Origin of the sequence: Brevundimonas sp. CEF1, assembly GCF_051353055.1 — a bacterium.
Taxonomy (GTDB): Bacteria; Pseudomonadota; Alphaproteobacteria; order Caulobacterales; family Caulobacteraceae; genus Brevundimonas.
In genome coordinates this window covers 3,351,953-3,368,682 of record NZ_CP195593.1, presented here as the reverse complement: position 1 = coordinate 3,368,682, position 16,730 = coordinate 3,351,953, and the positions used below count along the sequence as shown (strand labels likewise).

The 16,730-nt window shown below is 67.5% G+C and carries 14 protein-coding genes; 8 read left to right on the top strand and 6 right to left on the bottom strand.

The window, feature by feature from the left end:
* Nucleotides 1-70 precede the first annotated feature (70 nt).
* The gene (locus tag ACR9FL_RS16830; RefSeq protein ID WP_296176288.1) at nt 71-604 is read right to left on the bottom strand and encodes a carboxymuconolactone decarboxylase family protein; all 534 of its coding nucleotides are present in this window, start codon (nt 602-604) and stop codon (nt 71-73) included.
* A 182-nt stretch (nt 605-786) separates the two neighbouring features.
* Nucleotides 787-1,341, bottom strand: coding sequence for a peroxiredoxin (locus ACR9FL_RS16825; RefSeq protein ID WP_296176289.1), 555 nt, complete (start codon nt 1,339-1,341; stop codon nt 787-789).
* 272 nt (nt 1,342-1,613) lie between these two features.
* On the opposite strand from ACR9FL_RS16825, the gene katG reads away from it, so the two are divergent.
* From katG to ACR9FL_RS16800, 5 genes are all read left to right on the top strand, one after another.
* Nucleotides 1,614-3,827, top strand: a complete 2,214-nt coding sequence (gene katG / locus ACR9FL_RS16820; RefSeq protein WP_436356464.1) for a catalase/peroxidase HPI — start codon at nt 1,614-1,616, stop codon at nt 3,825-3,827.
* A gap of 101 nt (nt 3,828-3,928) precedes the next feature.
* Nucleotides 3,929-4,816: a hydrogen peroxide-inducible genes activator gene (locus ACR9FL_RS16815; RefSeq protein WP_436356463.1), complete on the top strand. Its 888-nt coding sequence runs from the start codon at nt 3,929-3,931 to the stop codon at nt 4,814-4,816.
* 313 nt (nt 4,817-5,129) lie between these two features.
* Nucleotides 5,130-7,712 (top strand): bifunctional aconitate hydratase 2/2-methylisocitrate dehydratase, encoded by a 2,583-nt coding sequence (gene acnB / locus ACR9FL_RS16810; protein WP_296176293.1) that lies wholly within the window; start codon nt 5,130-5,132, stop codon nt 7,710-7,712.
* Nucleotides 7,713-7,978: 266 nt separating this feature from the next.
* Nucleotides 7,979-8,779: an oxidoreductase gene (locus ACR9FL_RS16805; protein WP_436356462.1), complete on the top strand. Its 801-nt coding sequence runs from the start codon at nt 7,979-7,981 to the stop codon at nt 8,777-8,779.
* A 27-nt stretch (nt 8,780-8,806) separates the two neighbouring features.
* Nucleotides 8,807-9,832 carry an AraC family transcriptional regulator gene (locus ACR9FL_RS16800; protein WP_296176296.1) on the top strand — a complete coding sequence of 342 codons (1,026 nt, stop codon included), beginning with the start codon at nt 8,807-8,809 and terminating at the stop codon, nt 9,830-9,832.
* Between the two features lie 98 nt (nt 9,833-9,930).
* Here ACR9FL_RS16800 and acnA read toward each other — a convergent pair whose 3' ends face one another.
* Nucleotides 9,931-12,657 carry an aconitate hydratase AcnA gene (acnA, locus tag ACR9FL_RS16795; protein ID WP_436356461.1) on the bottom strand — a complete coding sequence of 909 codons (2,727 nt, stop codon included), beginning with the start codon at nt 12,655-12,657 and terminating at the stop codon, nt 9,931-9,933.
* Nucleotides 12,658-12,855: 198 nt separating this feature from the next.
* On the opposite strand from acnA, the gene ccmA reads away from it, so the two are divergent.
* Entirely contained in the window at nt 12,856-13,479 is a 624-nt protein-coding gene (gene ccmA / locus ACR9FL_RS16790; RefSeq protein WP_436358175.1) for a heme ABC exporter ATP-binding protein CcmA, read from the top strand.
* A complete protein-coding gene (gene ccmB, locus ACR9FL_RS16785; protein ID WP_436356460.1) occupies nt 13,476-14,141 on the top strand; it encodes a heme exporter protein CcmB in 666 nt (221 codons plus the stop codon). The genes ccmA and ccmB overlap by 4 nt, the downstream gene beginning before the upstream one ends.
* A 6-nt stretch (nt 14,142-14,147) precedes the next feature.
* On the opposite strand, the gene ACR9FL_RS16780 is transcribed toward ccmB, so the two are convergent.
* From ACR9FL_RS16780 to ACR9FL_RS16770, 3 genes are read right to left on the bottom strand one after another with little or no spacing between them, the layout of a single operon-like run.
* Nucleotides 14,148-14,741 carry a Smr/MutS family protein gene (locus ACR9FL_RS16780; protein ID WP_297932568.1) on the bottom strand — a complete coding sequence of 198 codons (594 nt, stop codon included), beginning with the start codon at nt 14,739-14,741 and terminating at the stop codon, nt 14,148-14,150.
* Between the two features lies 1 nt (nt 14,742).
* A complete protein-coding gene (locus tag ACR9FL_RS16775) occupies nt 14,743-14,976 on the bottom strand; it encodes a helix-turn-helix domain-containing protein (RefSeq protein WP_296177765.1) in 234 nt (77 codons plus the stop codon).
* A 23-nt stretch (nt 14,977-14,999) separates the two neighbouring features.
* Nucleotides 15,000-15,620: a DUF2975 domain-containing protein gene (locus ACR9FL_RS16770; protein ID WP_296177767.1), complete on the bottom strand. Its 621-nt coding sequence runs from the start codon at nt 15,618-15,620 to the stop codon at nt 15,000-15,002.
* A gap of 445 nt (nt 15,621-16,065) precedes the next feature.
* Between ACR9FL_RS16770 and rdgB the strand changes: the two genes are divergently transcribed.
* The gene (gene rdgB, locus ACR9FL_RS16765; RefSeq protein ID WP_436356459.1) at nt 16,066-16,668 is read left to right on the top strand and encodes an RdgB/HAM1 family non-canonical purine NTP pyrophosphatase; all 603 of its coding nucleotides are present in this window, start codon (nt 16,066-16,068) and stop codon (nt 16,666-16,668) included.
* The last annotated feature ends 62 nt before the right edge of the window (nt 16,669-16,730 follow it).

Below are 16,730 nucleotides of genomic sequence, written 5' to 3'. Positions count from 1 at the left end.
GAAATTGAAAAAGGCGCGGAGCGATCCGCGCCTTTTTGCCGTCTGCGATCCAGAGGATCGGTTCGCCTGACTATTCAGCCAGAGCGGCTTCCGACGCCAGGATGCGGCTGGCGGCGTGGACCACGGCGCCGATGCGCAGGGCGGCCTGGATCTGGACGTTGGGCACGGCGTGCTTGCGCAGTTCGCCCTCGTGGGCGTCGATGCAGGCGCCGCAGCCGTTGATGGCCGAGACGGCGGTGGACCACAGTTCGAAGTCCAGCTTGTCGACGCCCGGATTGGCGATCACGTTCATGCGCAGCTTGGCTGGCAGGGTCGTGTACTCGTTGTTCTTCATCAGGTGCAGGGCGCGGTAGTAGATGTTGTTCATGCCCATGATGGCGGCGGCGGCCTTGGCGGCGTTCATCGCCTCGGGCGACAGGACGGTGGCGGCCTGGGCTTCGATCAGCTTGACCGCCGGGGCGACGCCGATGGCATGGGCCGAGGCCAGGAAGCAGCCCCACTTCTGCTGGTCGTTCAGCACCGTTTCATTGGCGAGCGACGACAGGTTCAGCGAGATGTCCTTGCCATAGGCCGGGATGAGGTCGCGCAGGGCGTCGAGGGACATGGGGAACTTCCTTCTGCTCAACGGCGCCGCTTGCGCCGGATACAATATAGGGCTTGCCGACGCGCCATGTCAGGACTGAACGTCGGGCATGAAAAAGGCGGCGACAGTCGCCCGCCGCCGCCTCTTCAAGAGGGGCGGCCCGGACCAGTACGAACGCGGTCCGGGCCTTCCTTGGCCAGTACTTAAGCGGCCAGGGTCTCGCCGCCGACCGGGCGGTTGCAGGCGCACAGCTCGTCGGTCTGCAGAGCGTCGACGACGCGCAGGGTGTCTTCCGGCGAACGGCCGACGTTCAGGTTGGTGACATAGACGTGCTGTACGACGTTGTGCGGGTCCACGACGAAGGTGGCGCGCAGGGCGACGCCGTTTTCTTCGTCCAGGACGCCCAGGTCGCGGGCCAGCTTGCCGCCGGTGTCGGCGAACTGCCAGATCGGCAGCTTGTTCAGGTCGGCGTGGTCGCGGCGCCAGGCCAGCTTGACGAATTCGTTATCGGTCGAACCGCCGAGAACCACGGTGTCGCGGTCTTCGAAGTCCTTGCCCAGCTTGGCGAAGGCGGCGATTTCGGTCGGGCAGACGAAGGTGAAGTCCTTCGGGTAGAAGAAGATGACCTTCCACTTGCCGTCAAAGCTGTCCTGCGTCAGCGCCTCGAACGCCGAGACGCCGTTTTCTTCGTGGTCGTTGAAGCCCGGCTTCACGCCAGTGATCTTGAATTCAGGCAGTTTTTGACCGACGCCCAGCATAGTGGAGCTCCATTCTGACAATGTAAGACAGCCGGCGTCGCAGGGAGGTGCATCGCCGATGGGGGTCAAATGGGCCGTGGCGTCCTGGAAGTCAAATCGATCATTTCGCACGTGCGAATAAATTTAACTTATGACCGGCGGCGCTCGGTAGGGAGGGGCGACCAAGCCCGGCTATAAGTTCAACTGCTAATCCTGAGAAAGTTTATCGATTTTCCTTCGGCGCGGAACCGGGCGTAGGCTCGCGGTCTAATCTGCTGAACAGGAGGAAAATCATGGACGGACAAGCAGGCGGCCCCACTCCACTCCACGATCCGAAGAAGGAGCCGGGCGCGCTGCGCTCGCTTCTGGGGCGCACCAATCGCGACTGGTGGCCCAATCAGATGGCCATGGACATCCTGCATCAGCAGGGCAAGTCGGGCGACCCCATGGGCGACGACTTCGATTACGCTGCGGCCTTCAAGTCGCTGGATCTGGCGGCGGTGAAGCGCGACCTGACCGCCCTGATGACCGACAGCCAGCCCTGGTGGCCGGCGGACTATGGCCACTATGGTCCCTTCTTCATCCGCATGGCCTGGCATTCGGCCGGAACCTATCGCACCGGGGACGGGCGCGGCGGCGCGGGCGCGGGCCAGCAGCGCTTCGCCCCGCTCAACTCCTGGCCGGACAACGGCAACCTGGACAAGGCGCGCCGCCTGCTGTGGCCGATCAAGCAGAAGTACGGCGCCAAGCTGTCCTGGGCCGACCTGATGATCCTGGCCGGCAATGTGGCGATCGAGTCGATGGGCGGGCCGGTCTTCGGCTTCGGCGGCGGCCGCGCCGACGTCTGGGAGCCTGAAAAGGACGTCTATTGGGGCACCGAGGAAAACTGGGTCGGCGACGAGGGCAACCAGACCCGCATCCAGCCCGACAAGGACATGGCCCTGGAAGAGCCCCTGGCCGCCATCCAGATGGGCCTGATCTATGTGAACCCTGAAGGTCCCGGCGGCGTGCCCGAAGCCCTGGCCTCGGCCCGCGACATTCGCGAGACCTTCGCCCGCATGGGCATGAATGACGAGGAGACGGCCGCCCTGACCGCAGGCGGGCACACCTTCGGCAAGGCCCACGGCGCCGGCGACGCCTCCAAGGTGGGCGCCAGCCCCGAGGGCGCCGACATCGCCCAGCAGGGCCTGGGTTGGATTTCGGGCCATGAGAGCGGCGTCGGCGACCACACCATCACCTCGGGCATCGAGGGCGCCTGGACGCCCACGCCGACGACCTGGGACATGACCTTCTTCGACATGCTGCTGGACCATGACTACGAACTGGTTCGCAGCCCGGCGGGGGCCAAGCAGTGGCAACCCGTGGGGAATCCGCCGGAAACCCTGGCCCCGGCCGCCCATACGCCGGGCAAGCGCGTGCCGACGATGATGACGACGGCCGACATGGCCTTCAAGATCGACCCGGCCTATCGCCCCATCATGGAGCGGTTCCGCGCCGATCCGGCCTATTTCGGCGACGCCTTCGCCCGCGCCTGGTTCAAGCTGTGCCACCGCGACATGGGACCCAAGGCCCGCTACCTGGGCGCTGACGTGCCGGCCGAGGACCTGATCTGGCAGGATCCGATCCCGGCCCACGCCGGACCGGCCCTGTCGGACGCCGACGTCACGGCGCTGAAGGCGGCCATCGCCGCGTCGGGCCTGTCGGTCGCCGACCTGGTGTCGACGGCCTGGGCCTCGGCCGTGACCTATCGCGGCTCGGACCATCGCGGCGGCGCCAATGGCGGCCGCCTGCGCCTGGCCCCGCAGAAGGACTGGGACGTCAACGAACCGGCGAAGCTGGCCCGCGTCCTCAAGGTTTATGAGGACATCAAGGCGGCGTCGGGCGCCAACGTCTCCATCGCCGATCTGATCGTCCTGGGCGGCGTGGTCGGGGTCGAACAGGCGGCCAAGGCCGGCGGCCATGACGTGGCCGTCCCCTTCACGCCCGGCCGCACCGACGCCTCGCAGGACCAGACCGACGTCGACGGCTTCAAGGTGCTGGAGCCCCGCGCAGACGGCTTCCGCAACTATCTGCAGGTCCGCTTCAACGTCCCGACCGAGGAGCTGCTGATCGACCGGGCCCAGCTGCTGGGCCTGACGGCGCCGGAGATGACGGTCCTGGTCGGCGGTCTGCGGGTTCTGGGCGCCAACCACGGCGGTTCGACCCACGGCGTCCTGACCAACCGGCCGGGCGTCCTGTCCAACGACTTCTTCGTCAACCTGCTGGACATGGGCACGGGCTGGAAACAGGTCGACGACAGCGCCGACGAGGTCTTCACCGGCAATGACCGCGCCAGTGGCGAGGAACTGTGGACCGCCACCCGCACCGATCTGGTGTTCGGCTCCAACTCGCAGTTGCGCGCCCTGTCCGAGGTCTACGCCTCGGCCGACGCGGGCGCGAAGTTCGTCAAGGACTTCGTCGCGGCCTGGACCAAGGTGATGAACGCCGACCGGTTCGATCTGAACTAGGGGCCGAGCAGCGCCGCGGACCGACCGGTTCGCGGCGCCTTGCTTCATCAATGACTTCGATTGTCTTTGAAAACACCATAGGGCGCGCCTATGTGGGGCGCATGCTCCCCACCCTGCGACAGCTCCATTATCTCAAGCTCCTGGCCGAGCACGCCTCCTTCAGCCGTGCGGCCGAGGCGGCCCATGTCAGCCAGCCGGCTTTGTCGGCCGGGGTGCAGGAACTGGAGAAGATCCTGGGCGCGCCGGTGGTCGAGCGCACGCGCGGCGCGGTGCAGTTGACCGCCGTCGGCGCCGAGGCGGTCAAGCGCGCCGAGGACGTCCTGGCCCGCACCGAGGATCTGGTCGAGGCGGCGCGCAACGCCGGCAAGCCCCTGTCGGGCCGGTTCCGCCTGGGGATCATCCCCACCGTCGCCCCCTTCCTGCTGCCCCGCGCCCTGCCCGGCCTGCGCGACCGCTATCCGGCCCTGCGCCTGTTCATTCGAGAGGACCTGACCCCGCGCCTGATCGCCGGGCTGAAGGCGGGCCAGTTGGACGCCGCCGTCATCGCCCTGCCCTATGAGGCGCCGGGCATCGACCACGCCCGCATCGGCGACGACGAGATCCTGGCCGCCGCTCCGGTCGGCCACCCGCTGGCGGGCGCCGGTCCGATCCCCGAGGGTATGCTCAAGGCCGACGACCTGATCCTGCTGGAAGACGGCCACTGTCTGCGCGATCAGGCCCTGGCCGCCGTCAATATCGAGGCCCCGCGCGGCGAGGACGTCTTCGCCGCCACCTCCCTGCACACCCTGGTCCAGATGGTGTCCTCGGGTCTGGGCGTCAGCTTCCTGCCGCAGATGGCGGTGCAAGCCGGCCTGGCCGACAATCCCGGCGTCGTGGTCCGCCCCATCTCCGCCGACGCCCCTCGCCGCGAGATCGTCGTCGCCTGGCGCACCGGCTCCAGCCGCGCGGCGGAGGCCCGCCTGCTGGCCGAGGCGCTCAAGCTGGACTGAGGCTGAGGCGCGGCGGCCCTGAAGCCGCCATGCCTTTCGCATGCCTATCTCCTTCTCCGCCGTCCTCGGACTAGACCCGAGGATCGGATTGTCCGCTTGTGCGACACCTGAAAGGTCGAGCGCGTGGCTCCGCTCGATCCTCGGGTCAAGCCTGAGGATGACGAGTGAGGGATGAGGCCCCTCTACGACGGAGGTCGAAGGTCGGACCGGCCCCCTTCCCTTGCGACCCTGACCCTTATGTGGGAAAGGCCACGCGCGGTTTTGGCGGGCCGACGGGTCGGTCATGCCGCGACTGGACCAAGGAAGGCCGCTCATGCTCGAAACCTATCGTCTTCACGTCGCCGAACGCGCGGCCCTGGGCATTCCGCCGCTGCCGCTGTCGGCCGAGCAGACCGCCGACCTGATCGAGCTGATCAAGGCGCCGCCCGCCGGTGTCGCCGAGCAGGAGCTGCTGGACCTGCTGACCCATCGCGTGCCGCCCGGCGTGGACGACGCGGCCAAGGTCAAGGCCTCCTTCCTGTCCGCCGTGGCCCATGGCGACTTCGCCGTGCCGTCGCTGTCGCGCGAACGCGCCACCGAGCTGCTGGGCACCATGGTCGGCGGCTACAACGTCAAGCCGCTGATCGACCTGCTGAACGATGCGATCGTCGGCGCCGTCGCCGCCGAGGGTCTGAAGAAGACCCTGCTGATGTTCGACTTCTTCCACGACGTCGCCGAGCTGGCCAAGGGCGGCAACGCCAACGCCGAGGCCGTGCTGAAGTCCTGGGCCGAAGCCGAGTGGTTCACTAGCCGCGACAAGGTCGCCGACAAGATCACCGTCACCGTCTTCAAGGTCACCGGCGAGACCAATACCGACGACTTGTCGCCTGCGCCCGACGCCTGGTCGCGTCCCGACATTCCGCTGCACTACCTGGCCATGCTGAAGAACGCGCGTCCGGGCATCACGCCGGAACAGGACGGCGTGCGCGGCCCCATGTCCTTCATCGAGGACCTGAAGGCCAAGGGCCATCTGGTCGCCTATGTCGGCGACGTGGTCGGCACCGGCTCGTCGCGCAAGTCGGCGACCAACAGCGTCATCTGGGCCACCGGTCAGGACATCCCCTTCGTGCCGAACAAGCGTTTCGGCGGCGTGACCCTGGGCGGCAAGATCGCCCCGATCTTCTTCAACACCCAGGAAGACTCCGGCGCCCTGCCGATCGAGGTCGACGTGACCAGCCTGAACATGGGCGATGTCATCGACATCTATCCCTATGAGGGCAAGATCGAGAAGAATGGCGAAAAGGTCGCCGACTTCGAGCTGAAGTCGCAGGTCCTGCTGGACGAGGTCCAGGCCGGCGGCCGCATCAACCTCATCATCGGCCGCTCGCTGACCGCCCGCGCCCGCGAGGCCCTGGGTCTGGCCGCCTCGACCGAATTCCGCCTGCCGGTCACGCCGGAAGACAGCGGCAAGGGCTTCACCGTCGCCCAGAAGATGGTCGGCCGCGCCTGCGGTCTGCCGGAAGGTCAGGGCATCCGTCCGGGCACCTATTGCGAACCGCGCATGACCACGGTCGGCTCGCAGGACACGACCGGCCCGATGACGCGCGACGAACTCAAGGACCTGGCCTGCCTCGGCTTCTCGGCCGACATGGTGATGCAGTCCTTCTGCCACACCGCCGCCTATCCCAAGCCGGTCGACGTCAAGACGCACCGCGAACTGCCGCAGTTCATCTCCAACCGCGGCGGCGTGGCCCTGCGTCCGGGCGACGGCGTGATCCACTCCTGGCTGAACCGCCTGCTGCTGCCCGACACCGTCGGCACCGGCGGCGACAGCCACACCCGCTTCCCCATCGGCATCTCCTTCCCGGCCGGCTCGGGTCTGGTCGCCTTCGGCGCGGCCACCGGCGTCATGCCGCTGGACATGCCGGAGTCGATCCTGGTCCGCTTCAAGGGCGAGATGCAGCCGGGCATTACGCTCCGCGACCTGGTCCACGCCATTCCCTACTACGCCATCCAGCAGGGCCTGCTGACCGTGGCCAAGGCGGGCAAGGTCAATGAGTTCTCGGGCCGCATCCTTGAGATCGAGGGCCTGCCCGACCTGAAGGTGGAACAGGCGTTCGAACTGACCGACGCCTCGGCCGAGCGTTCGGCGGCGGGTTGCACCGTCAAGCTGAACAAGGCGCCCATCATCGAGTACATGACCTCGAACATCGTGCTCATGAAGAACATGATCGCCGACGGTTACGCCGACGCCCGCACCCTGCAGCGCCGCATCGACGCCATGGAGGCCTGGCTGGCCGCGCCCCACCTGCTGGAGGCCGACGCCGACGCCGAATACGCCCACGTCATCGAGATCGACCTGGCGGACGTCAAGGAGCCCATCCTGTGCGCCCCCAACGACCCCGACGACGCGCGCCTGCTGTCGGCGGTGCAAGAGACCCCGATCGACGAGGTCTTCATCGGTTCGTGCATGACCAATATCGGCCACTTCCGCGCGGCTTCGCTGCTGCTGAAGGGCAAGAAGGACATCCCGACCCGTCTGTGGGTGGCCCCGCCGACCAAGATGGACGCCTCGGAGCTGACCAAGGAGGGCCACTACTCGACCCTCGGCGGCGCCGGCGCCCGCATGGAGATGCCGGGCTGCTCGCTGTGCATGGGCAACCAAGCCCAGGTGAAGGAGGGCGCGACCGTGGTCTCGACCTCGACCCGCAACTTCCCCAACCGTCTGGGCAAGGGCTCGAACGTCTACCTGGCCTCGGCCGAACTGGCCGCCGTCGCCTCCAAGATGGGCCGCATCCCCACCGTGGCCGAGTACATGGCCGAGATGGGCGTCATCGACGCCGACCGCGACGATGTCTATCGCTACATGAACTTCGACCAGATCCCCGAATACGCGGATCGCGTCGCGGCCGAGTAAGGCGGACGGCAGTCTGAAATGAGAAGGGCCGGCGGAGTGATCCGCCGGCCTTTTTGCGGGCAAAGGCGGTGACAGCCTTACGCCGCCAATAGCCGTCATTGGGTTTTCCCCTGGATCGCGGACCGCCGCTGGCTGCACAGGATTGGCGTTGTTCGCCCCAATTCTGGCGACGTTGGTCACTCTCATGGCGGCGATCGTCACCTAGGTTCGCCTCGACAACGGGAGAGACGAACGTGACCCAGACAAACAGACACAAGACAACTCTGGTGACCGGAGCCTCCTCCGGCATGGGCAAGGCCATCGCACGCCAACTGCTGAAGGACGGGTACAGAGTCTATGTCGCCGCGCGCAGCGTGGACAAGATGGACGACCTGGCCGCCCTCGGCGCCATCCCGCTGCGGATGGACGTGACCATGAACGATCAGGTCGAGGCCGGGGTGCGGACCATTCTGGACGAAACGGGGGGCGTGGACGTCCTGGTCAACAACGCCGGGTTCGGCCTCTATGGCGCCGTCGAGGACATTCCCCTGGACGAGGCCCGCTATCAGCTCGAGGTCAATCTGTTCGGCGCGGCGCGCCTGACGCAGTTGCTGCTGCCGGCCATGCGCGATCGCAAGGCGGGAACCATCGTCAACATCACCTCGATGGGCGGCAAGGTCTACACCCTGCTGGGCGCCTGGTATCACGCCACCAAGCACGCCCTGGAGGGTTGGTCCGACAGCCTGCGTCTGGAACTGGCGCCCTTCGGCGTCCGGGTGGTCATCGTCGAGCCGGGCCTGATCGAAACCGGCTTCGGCGACGTCTCGGCCGCCAGCCTGATGAAACGCGTCAATGGCGGCCCCTATTCCGAGGTCACGCGGGCCGTCGCCCGGACGACCCAGAAATCCTACGGCCATGGCCGCGGCACAGACCCCTCCGTCATCGCCGATGTCGTGTCGCGCGCGGTGCGTTCGCCTCGTCCTCGAACCCGCTATGCCGCCGGCCGATATGCGAAGATGATGATCGGCGTGCGCAAATGGTTGGGCGACCGCGTCTTCGACCGCCTGATCCTGAGCCAGATGGGCTGAGTTCGTCGCCGAAAGAGGGAGGCTTCCATGTCCATGAAATCCGCGACGCCGGATCGCTGCCGGCTTCCCTCAGCCCTGTGGAAGGCGCTGGAGCGCGAGGGTCTGTCCGTGCCGGACGTGCTGCGCCGCGCCCGCCTGCCCGTCATGCTGCGCCTGCAACCCGCCGCTACGCTTACTACGGCCCAGTATTTCGCCCTGTGGCGGGCCGTCGAAGACCTGTCCGGCGATCCGGGCCTGGGACTGCGCCTGGCCTCAAACGCCGAGACGGGCGCGCATCCGCCCTCCAGCCTGGCGGCCTTCTATGCCCGCGACTATCGCGACGGCCTGCTGCGTCTGGCGCGGTTCAAGCGTCTTTGCACGCCCGAGACGCTTCAGATCGACGAAGACCCGACGACGGCGACCGTCAGCCATCTCTGGCCGAACGCGACAGAAGCCGAACCGCACATCGCCACGGACATCACCTTCGCCACCGTGATGGAGTTGGGCCGACGCGGAACCGGTCGGATGATCGCGCCGCTGCAGGTCGAGTTGCGTCGCAGCCACCCAACGTCGGACGCCCATGCGGTCTATTTCAACTGCCCCGTTCGCTATGGTGCAGAGCAGGACCGCATGGTGCTGCGTCAAGCCGACCTCGACCTGGCTTTCGCCGGCCATAACCCCGAACTGCTGGAGATGCTGACGCCCGCCCTGGCCGGGGCACTGCGTGATCTTCAGGCCCAGACCTCGCTCGGCGATCAGGTGAAAACCGTCCTGCTGCACGCCCTGCCCAGCGGCCGCCCCGACATCGCCGATGTGGCCCGCGAGATGGGCATGAGCGAGAGGACCTTGCAACGCCGGATCACCGAGGAGGGAACCGCCTTCCGCGACCTGCTCAACGAAGCCCGGCATGCACTCAGCCGTCGCCTCTTGTCCGACCAAACGAGCGACATCGCCGAAGTCGCCTATATGCTCGGCTATCAGGACACGCGGTCCTTCTATCGCGCCTTCAGAAGCTGGGAGGGCGCTACGCCCAATGCCTGGCGGAAGTCCACGCTCTCGGCGTCGCTTCAATAGGGCGTTGGTGCGGGATTAGCGCTCTTCTGCCCTCCGCCCACAAAAAAGGCCGGCGGAGCGATCCGCCGGCCTTTCCAGTTCTTGCCTGAAGCCTCGCCTTACTCGGCGGCGGCGGGCGTCTCGGCTTGCGGGCCGCCGGCCAGGTTGCGCAGGACGTAGGGCATGACGCCGCCGGCCAGCAGGTAGTCCAGCTCGGTCTGGTTATCGATGCGGCAGCGGACCGGGAAGCGGGCCATCTTGCCGTCCGACGGGCGGAACATCTCGACCCACAGGTCCTGACGCGGCTTCAGCTTGCCGATGTTGGCGTCGGTCAGGCCACGGATGGTGACGATTTCCTCGCCGGTCAGGCCCAGCTTCTGCCAGCCGTCCTGCTTGAACTGCAGCGGCACCACGCCCATGCCGACCAGGTTCGAGCGGTGGATGCGCTCATAGCTTTCGGCGATGACGGCGCGGACGCCCAGCAGGCGCGTGCCCTTGGCCGCCCAGTCGCGCGACGAGCCGGTGCCGTATTCCTTGCCGGCGAAGACGACCAGGGGACGGCCTTCCGACTGGTAGCGCATGGCCGCGTCGTAGATCGACATGGTGTCGCCCGACGGGAAGTGCTTGGTGACGCCGCCCTCGATGTCCGGGGTGATCTTGTTGCGGATGCGGATGTTGGCGAAGGTGCCGCGCATCATGACTTCATGGTTGCCGCGGCGGGCGCCGTAGCTGTTGAAGTCCAGGGCGTCGACGCCGTGGTTGGTCAGATAGACGCCGGCGGGCGAGGCCTTCTTGATCGAACCGGCCGGGCTGATGTGGTCGGTGGTGATGCTGTCGCCGAAGATGCCCAGGATGCGGGCTTCCACGATGTCGCTGACCGGGGCCGGCTCCATCGACAGGCCTTCGAAGTAGGGCGGGTTCTGGACGTAGGTGGAGGTGTCTTCCCATTCATAGGTCTGGCCGCCGGTGACCTTGATGGCCTGCCAGTGCTTGTCGCCCTTGAAGACGTCCTTGTAGCGCTTGGCGAACATGGCCGGGGTGACCGACTTCTTCTGGATGTCGGCGATCTCCTGCGAGGTCGGCCAGATGTCCTTCAGGAAGACGTCCTTGCCCTTCTTGTCCTGACCGATCGGGTCCTTGGTGATGTCGATGCGCATCGAGCCGGCGATGGCGTAGGCCACGACCAGCGGCGGCGAGGCCAGGTAGTTGGCCTGGACGTCGGGGTTCACGCGGCCTTCGAAGTTGCGGTTGCCCGACAGGACCGAGGTCGCGACCAGACCGTTGTCGTTGATCGCCTTCGAGATGGCCGGGTCCAGCGGGCCCGAGTTGCCGATGCAGGTGGTGCAGCCGTAGCCGACCAGGTTGAAGCCCATGGCGTCCAGGTCTTTTTGCAGGCCGGCGTCGGTCAGATAATCGGTGACGACCTGCGAGCCGGGGGCCAGGGAGGTCTTGACCCAGGGCTTGACCTTGAGGCCGAGGGCGTGGGCCTTGCGCGCCACCAGACCGGCGGCGATCAGGACCGACGGGTTGGAGGTGTTGGTGCAGGAGGTGATGGCGGCGATCACCACGTCGCCGTCGCCGACCGTGAACTTCTCGCCTTCGACAGCGGCGCGCTCGGCGTCGGTCGGGCGGCCGAAGACCTCGGCCAGGGCGGTCTCGAACGAGGGGGCGGCGACGGTCAGTTCAACGCGGTCCTGCGGACGCTTGGGACCGGCCAGCGACGGCACGACCGTCGAGATGTCCAGCTCCAGAACGTCGGTGAAGACCGGGTCTTCCGAGGTTTCGTCGATCCACAGGCCCTGGGCCTTGGCGTAGGCTTCGACCAGGGCGACGCGCGCCTTGTCGCGGCCGGTGGCCGTCAGATAGTCGATGGTCGCGCGCGACACCGGGAAGAAGCCGCAGGTGGCGCCGTATTCCGGGGCCATGTTGGCGATGGTGGCCTGATCCTCGATGGTCATCCCGGCGATGGCGTCGCCGAAGAATTCCACGAACTTGCCGACCACGCCCTTCTTGCGCAGCATTTGGGTGACGGTCAGCACCAGGTCGGTGGCGGTCGCGCCTTCCGGCAGCTTGCCGGTCAGCTTGAAGCCGACGACTTCCGGGATCAGCATCGGGATCGGCTGACCCAGCATGGCGGCCTCGGCCTCGATGCCGCCGACGCCCCAGCCCAGGACGGCCAGGCCGTTGATCATGGTGGTGTGGCTGTCGGTGCCGACGACGGTGTCGGGATAGGCGACGGTCTTCTTGCCTTCGTCCAGGGTCCAGACGGTCTGGGCCAGGTTCTCAAGATTCACCTGGTGGCAGATGCCGGTGCCGGGGGGCACGACGCGGAAGTTGTTGAAGGCCGAGGAGCCCCAGCGCAGGAAGTTGTAACGCTCGATGTTGCGTTCATACTCGCGCTCGACGTTCTCGCCGAAGGCCTTGGCGGTGCCGAAGTGGTCGACCATGACCGAGTGGTCGATGACCAGGTCGACGGGGACCAGCGGATTGATCTTCTTGGCGTCGGCGCCCAGCTTGTCCATGGCGTCGCGCATGGCGGCCAGATCGACCACGGCGGGAACGCCGGTGAAGTCCTGCATCAGGACGCGGGCCGGACGGAAGGCGATTTCGTGCTCGACGGCGCCTTTGTTCTCGATCCAGGCGGCGACGGCCTTGAGGTCGTCCTCGGTGACCGAGACGCCGTCTTCATTGCGCAGCAGGTTCTCGAGAAGCACCTTCATCGAGCGCGGCAGACGGGAAATCCCGGCCAGACCGGCTTCCTCGGCGGCGGGAAGGCTGTAATAGGCGTATTTCTTGCGCCCGACCGAAAGGTCCTGACGGGTCTTGAGGCTGTCAATCGACGGCATGGAGATAAGTCCTCTGACTAACGCCGCCCGACAATTCGGTTGCGCCTTCGCGCGCTGGACGCCGGGGCGCACAGGTCCCAGGCGCGCGCGGCGAAAGCCTGCTGCGGCGCTTGCGGATATAGTCCTGTGCGGGGAAGCCGTCCATGTATCCACACGGGCGTCATGGACATTGAGAAGGGTTCGCAAATCGGCGGGTTCATGCTGACGGCGGTCGACATCGCGGCCTTGAGCCTGTCGCGCGGCGAGCGCCTCCTGTTCCAGGGCCTGTCGCTGCGGCTTTCGGCGGGCGAGGCCACAGCCCTGACCGGGGCCAATGGGGCGGGCAAGACCAGTCTGTTGCGGGCCGTGGCGGGTTTCATCCGGCCGGATTCGGGCGCGATCACTTTTGGCGGCGCGGACGGTGAGGCGCTGGATCAGGAGACCGCGCGGCAGGGCGGCGTCCATCTGTTGGGTCATCTCGAAGGCCTGAAGCCGACGCGAACGGCGCGTCAGGAGTTCGACTTCCAGACGGCCTGGCTGGGCGGCGATGAGGCCGCACGCGAAGCCGCCGTCGCCCGCCTGGCCCTGACGCCCCTGCTGGATCTGGAGACGAGGAAGCTGTCGGCGGGACAGAAGCGGCGCCTATCGCTGGCGCGCCTCATCGCCGCGCCGCGCGTCCTCTGGCTGCTGGATGAACCCCTGGCCCCGCTGGACGAGCGCTGGCGGGCGGTCGCGGCCGAGCTGATGGCGGCGCATCTGGCGGCGGGCGGGATGATCCTGGCGGCGGTGCACGACCCTCTGCCCGTTCCGGCGCGCGGGCTTGACCTTGGAGATCTGGCGTGAAGGCCGTTCGGGTCCTGTTCGGCCGTGAGCTGTCGCTGGCCTGGGGCGGCGGCGGCGGGCCTCTGCTGGCCTGCGGCTTCATGTTGTGCCTGACCGCCATCCTGCCGCTGGCGGCGGGCGGCGATCCGCGCGTTCTGGCTCCGGCGGCCTCGGGGGCCAGCTGGATGGCCCTGGCCCTGGCCTCGCTCCTGTCGCTGGAGCGGCTGTTCGAGCGCGATCTGGAGGACGGGGCGCTGGACCTGCTGGCGCTCGGCCCCTTGCCGTTGGAGGCGACGGTTGCGATCAAGGCTCTGGCCCAATGGTTGGCGACGGGCCTGCCGCTGGCGGTCGCGGCCCCGGTCGCGGCCCTGGCCCTGGGCCAGCCGGCCCATCTGATCGGTCTGACCGCCCTGGCGGCGGCCATCGGCGGCCTGGGCTTCGCCTTTACCGGAGCGCTGGGCGCGGCCCTGGCCTTGGGGGCCAAGCGCGGAGGCCTGCTGATCGCGGTGGTGGTCCTGCCGCTGTTCATCCCCCCGGTGGTGTTCGGCGCCGGCGCCCTGACGCGGGCGGCCAATGGTCAGGACCCGCTTTCAGCTCTGGCCCTGCTGGCCGCCTATGTCCTGTTCGCCGTGGTCATCGCCCCGGTCGCCGGAGCGGCGGCGATCCGCAACGCCCAGGGGTAGTCGCTGTCAGGCGCGCGGTTTCAGCGTGACATAGAGGGCGCCGTCGCCGCCGTGGCGGCGGTGGGCCGAGGCGAAGCCGGAGACCACGCCGCGCAGGTGCGGTCCGGTCAGCCAGTCGTGCACCGAACCGCGGATGATCCCGCCGCCGCGCCGCCCCTGCCCGGTGATGACCAGGACTGAGCGCAGGCCGCGCATCTGGCAGCCGATGAGAAAGCCCCGAAGCTGGTCCTCGGCCTCGAAGCGGCCGAAGCCGTGCAGGTCGATGCGGGCCTCGATCGGATCGCGTTCGCGCGACAGGCGACGTTGGCGGCGCGGCTCCAACTCCTCGGGCGTCGGCCGGGCGCGAGCCAGCGTGGGCTTTACAGGGGCGACGATACCCAGGGCCTCGAAGGCCGGCGTCTGATCCGGCGCGTTGCGTTTCTTGCCGGCGACGCCGCGCGCGGGCCTGGCGACGACCGGCGGGCTTTCAGGATCGGGCAGGACGGCGCCGGGGGTGACGCGGGCGGCCTTGCGGCGCGCGGGCGGGGTCACCGTCCCGGTGACACGGGCCCAGATGCGCTTGTCGTCGTCAGAAGAGTCCGGCGGGCCTTTGCGGGCCACCTCAATCCTCGTCGTCGAAGGCGTCGCCGGGACCGGGCTCATGGGCCAGCAGGTCGCCGGGCTGGCAGTCCAGCTCGCGGCACAGGGCGTCCAGGGTCGAGAAGCGCACGGCGCGCGCCTTGCCGGTCTTGAGGATCGACAGATTGGCGACCGTCACGCCGACGCGGTCGGCGAGTTCGGTCAGCGACATGCGCCGTGCGGCGAGGATGCGGTCGAGTTGGACGCGGATGGCCATGGGGTGAGCTTAGCGTTTCGAGATCAGATCGTCAGTTCGGATTCGCGGCGCAGGCGCGCGCCTTCGCGGAAAACCTCCGCCAGGACGAAGACGACGAGGATGGAGAAGACGGGGGTGAGCAGGTCGCTGACGCCTTGCGGCTCCATGACCCCGGGGGCCAGACGGGCGGCCACCAGGCCTTGCGCCACCCAGACGCCGCCGGTGACGACGGCCAGGATCAGGCCGATCTGGCGCAGGCGGCGAACATTGTCGGGCTGGAAGGGATCGCCGAGCGTCAGGGTGCGGAAGATCTTGCGCAGGCCGCGCAGGATCATCAGGAAGCCGCCGAAATAGGCGGTCATGGCGCCGACGCCGAACAGCAGCAGCGGACGGGTCAGCGGCATCTGCCGGCCGTTGTCGCCGTCCGTGACGGTGACGTTGATGTTGTCGAGCGGAATGAAGACGGAGGCGACCCAGAGCAGCAGCAGAACGCCGGTGATCAGGGCCAGCAGCACATAGGCGACGTCCAGCGCGATCTTCAGCAGGCTGGATACGGAGCCCGGGCCCAGAGTTCTGAGGTTGGGGGTCCGAAGCGGCGGGCGCAGGTCGGCGCCTGTCAGGCGCGGCGCACGGATCCCGATGGACGTCAGCTTCGGGAGGCGCATGAAGTCGGATCTCAGGCCGGGTGGTTCGGGCGGCGATCGCCGCGTGGGGTCCGGCGAACCCTCACGCGGCGCTATTCTTCGCGGTGTTCATGCTGATCGTCAAAGCCTCCAGAGCGATCCGGATCGGATCACAGGCTCTGGATGAACAGGGCGATGGCGGCGGTGGGCAGGGCGGCCAGCAGAAGGGCGTTGAAGAAGCCGTGGCCGACGCGGTCCATCCAGATCGAGGTTTTCATCGCTTGCATCGTATCTCTCCGTTGTTGCACGATTTTCGTGCGTTTCTGTGGTGTCGCTGGGTAAACGTTGCGTCTCTTTCGCTTCGTCTGAACGGTGCGACCCCCGTTCTTGAGATTGAAGATAGGGGTGACCCCGTCGAAAATCACGTTACATATCGTTTAACGATGTTAAACTTCCGCAATGCGTCGGACGGAGGTAAGGTCGCGCCATGAATCTCAAGCTGATCAAGGGGATGCGGCTGGTGGCCGCGACTCACAATCCGGGCAAGGCGCGCGAGATCGAAGCCTTGCTGGATGGAAATTACAGGATCGTCACGGCCGGCAGCCTCAACCTGCCCGAACCGGACGAGACCGAGAGCACCTTTGTCGGCAACGCCATGCTGAAAGCCCGCCACGCCGCCGAGGCCTCGGGCGAGGTGGCTCTGGCCGACGATTCCGGCCTGTCGGTCGCGGCCCTGGATGGAGCGCCGGGCATCTTCTCGGCGCGCTGGGCCGGGCCGGGCAAGGATTTCGCCCTGGCCATGAAGAAGGTCGAGGAGCGGCTGGAGGAGATCGGATCGACCGATCGCCGCGCCTGGTTCACGTCTGCGCTTGCGGTGGCCTGGCCCGACGGCCCCTGCGTGGTGGTCGAAGGCCGCCTCGACGGCGATCTGCTCTTCCCGCCGCGCGGCGACCGGGGGCATGGCTATGACCCCATCTTCCGGCCTGAGGGTTCGGACCGGACCTTCGCCGAGATGACGGACGCCGAGAAGGACGCGATCAGTCACCGCGCCCGCGCCTTCGCGCGGCTGAAGGCGGCGCTGATTGACTGACATCCTGCCTGGTTCTCGGGACCCTCAAGCAGCGTCGCTTCGCGAGCGAGGCGTTAGGGACC

What these genes read in the sequence shown, in the direction of transcription:
- ACR9FL_RS16830 (WP_296176288.1), bottom strand. Translation starts at nt 604, where the DNA reads ATGTCCCTCGACGCCCTGCGCGACCTCATCCCGGCCTATGGCAAGGAC.
- ACR9FL_RS16825 (WP_296176289.1), bottom strand. Translation starts at nt 1,341, where the DNA reads ATGCTGGGCGTCGGTCAAAAACTGCCTGAATTCAAGATCACTGGCGTG.
- katG (WP_436356464.1), top strand. Translation starts at nt 1,614, where the DNA reads ATGGACGGACAAGCAGGCGGCCCCACTCCACTCCACGATCCGAAGAAG.
- ACR9FL_RS16815 (WP_436356463.1), top strand. Translation starts at nt 3,929, where the DNA reads ATGCTCCCCACCCTGCGACAGCTCCATTATCTCAAGCTCCTGGCCGAG.
- acnB (WP_296176293.1), top strand. Translation starts at nt 5,130, where the DNA reads ATGCTCGAAACCTATCGTCTTCACGTCGCCGAACGCGCGGCCCTGGGC.
- ACR9FL_RS16800 (WP_296176296.1), top strand. Translation starts at nt 8,807, where the DNA reads ATGTCCATGAAATCCGCGACGCCGGATCGCTGCCGGCTTCCCTCAGCC.
- acnA (WP_436356461.1), bottom strand. Translation starts at nt 12,657, where the DNA reads ATGCCGTCGATTGACAGCCTCAAGACCCGTCAGGACCTTTCGGTCGGG.
- ccmA (WP_436358175.1), top strand. Translation starts at nt 12,856, where the DNA reads ATGCTGACGGCGGTCGACATCGCGGCCTTGAGCCTGTCGCGCGGCGAG.
- ACR9FL_RS16775 (WP_296177765.1), bottom strand. Translation starts at nt 14,976, where the DNA reads ATGGCCATCCGCGTCCAACTCGACCGCATCCTCGCCGCACGGCGCATG.
- ACR9FL_RS16770 (WP_296177767.1), bottom strand. Translation starts at nt 15,620, where the DNA reads ATGCGCCTCCCGAAGCTGACGTCCATCGGGATCCGTGCGCCGCGCCTG.
- rdgB (WP_436356459.1), top strand. Translation starts at nt 16,066, where the DNA reads ATGAATCTCAAGCTGATCAAGGGGATGCGGCTGGTGGCCGCGACTCAC.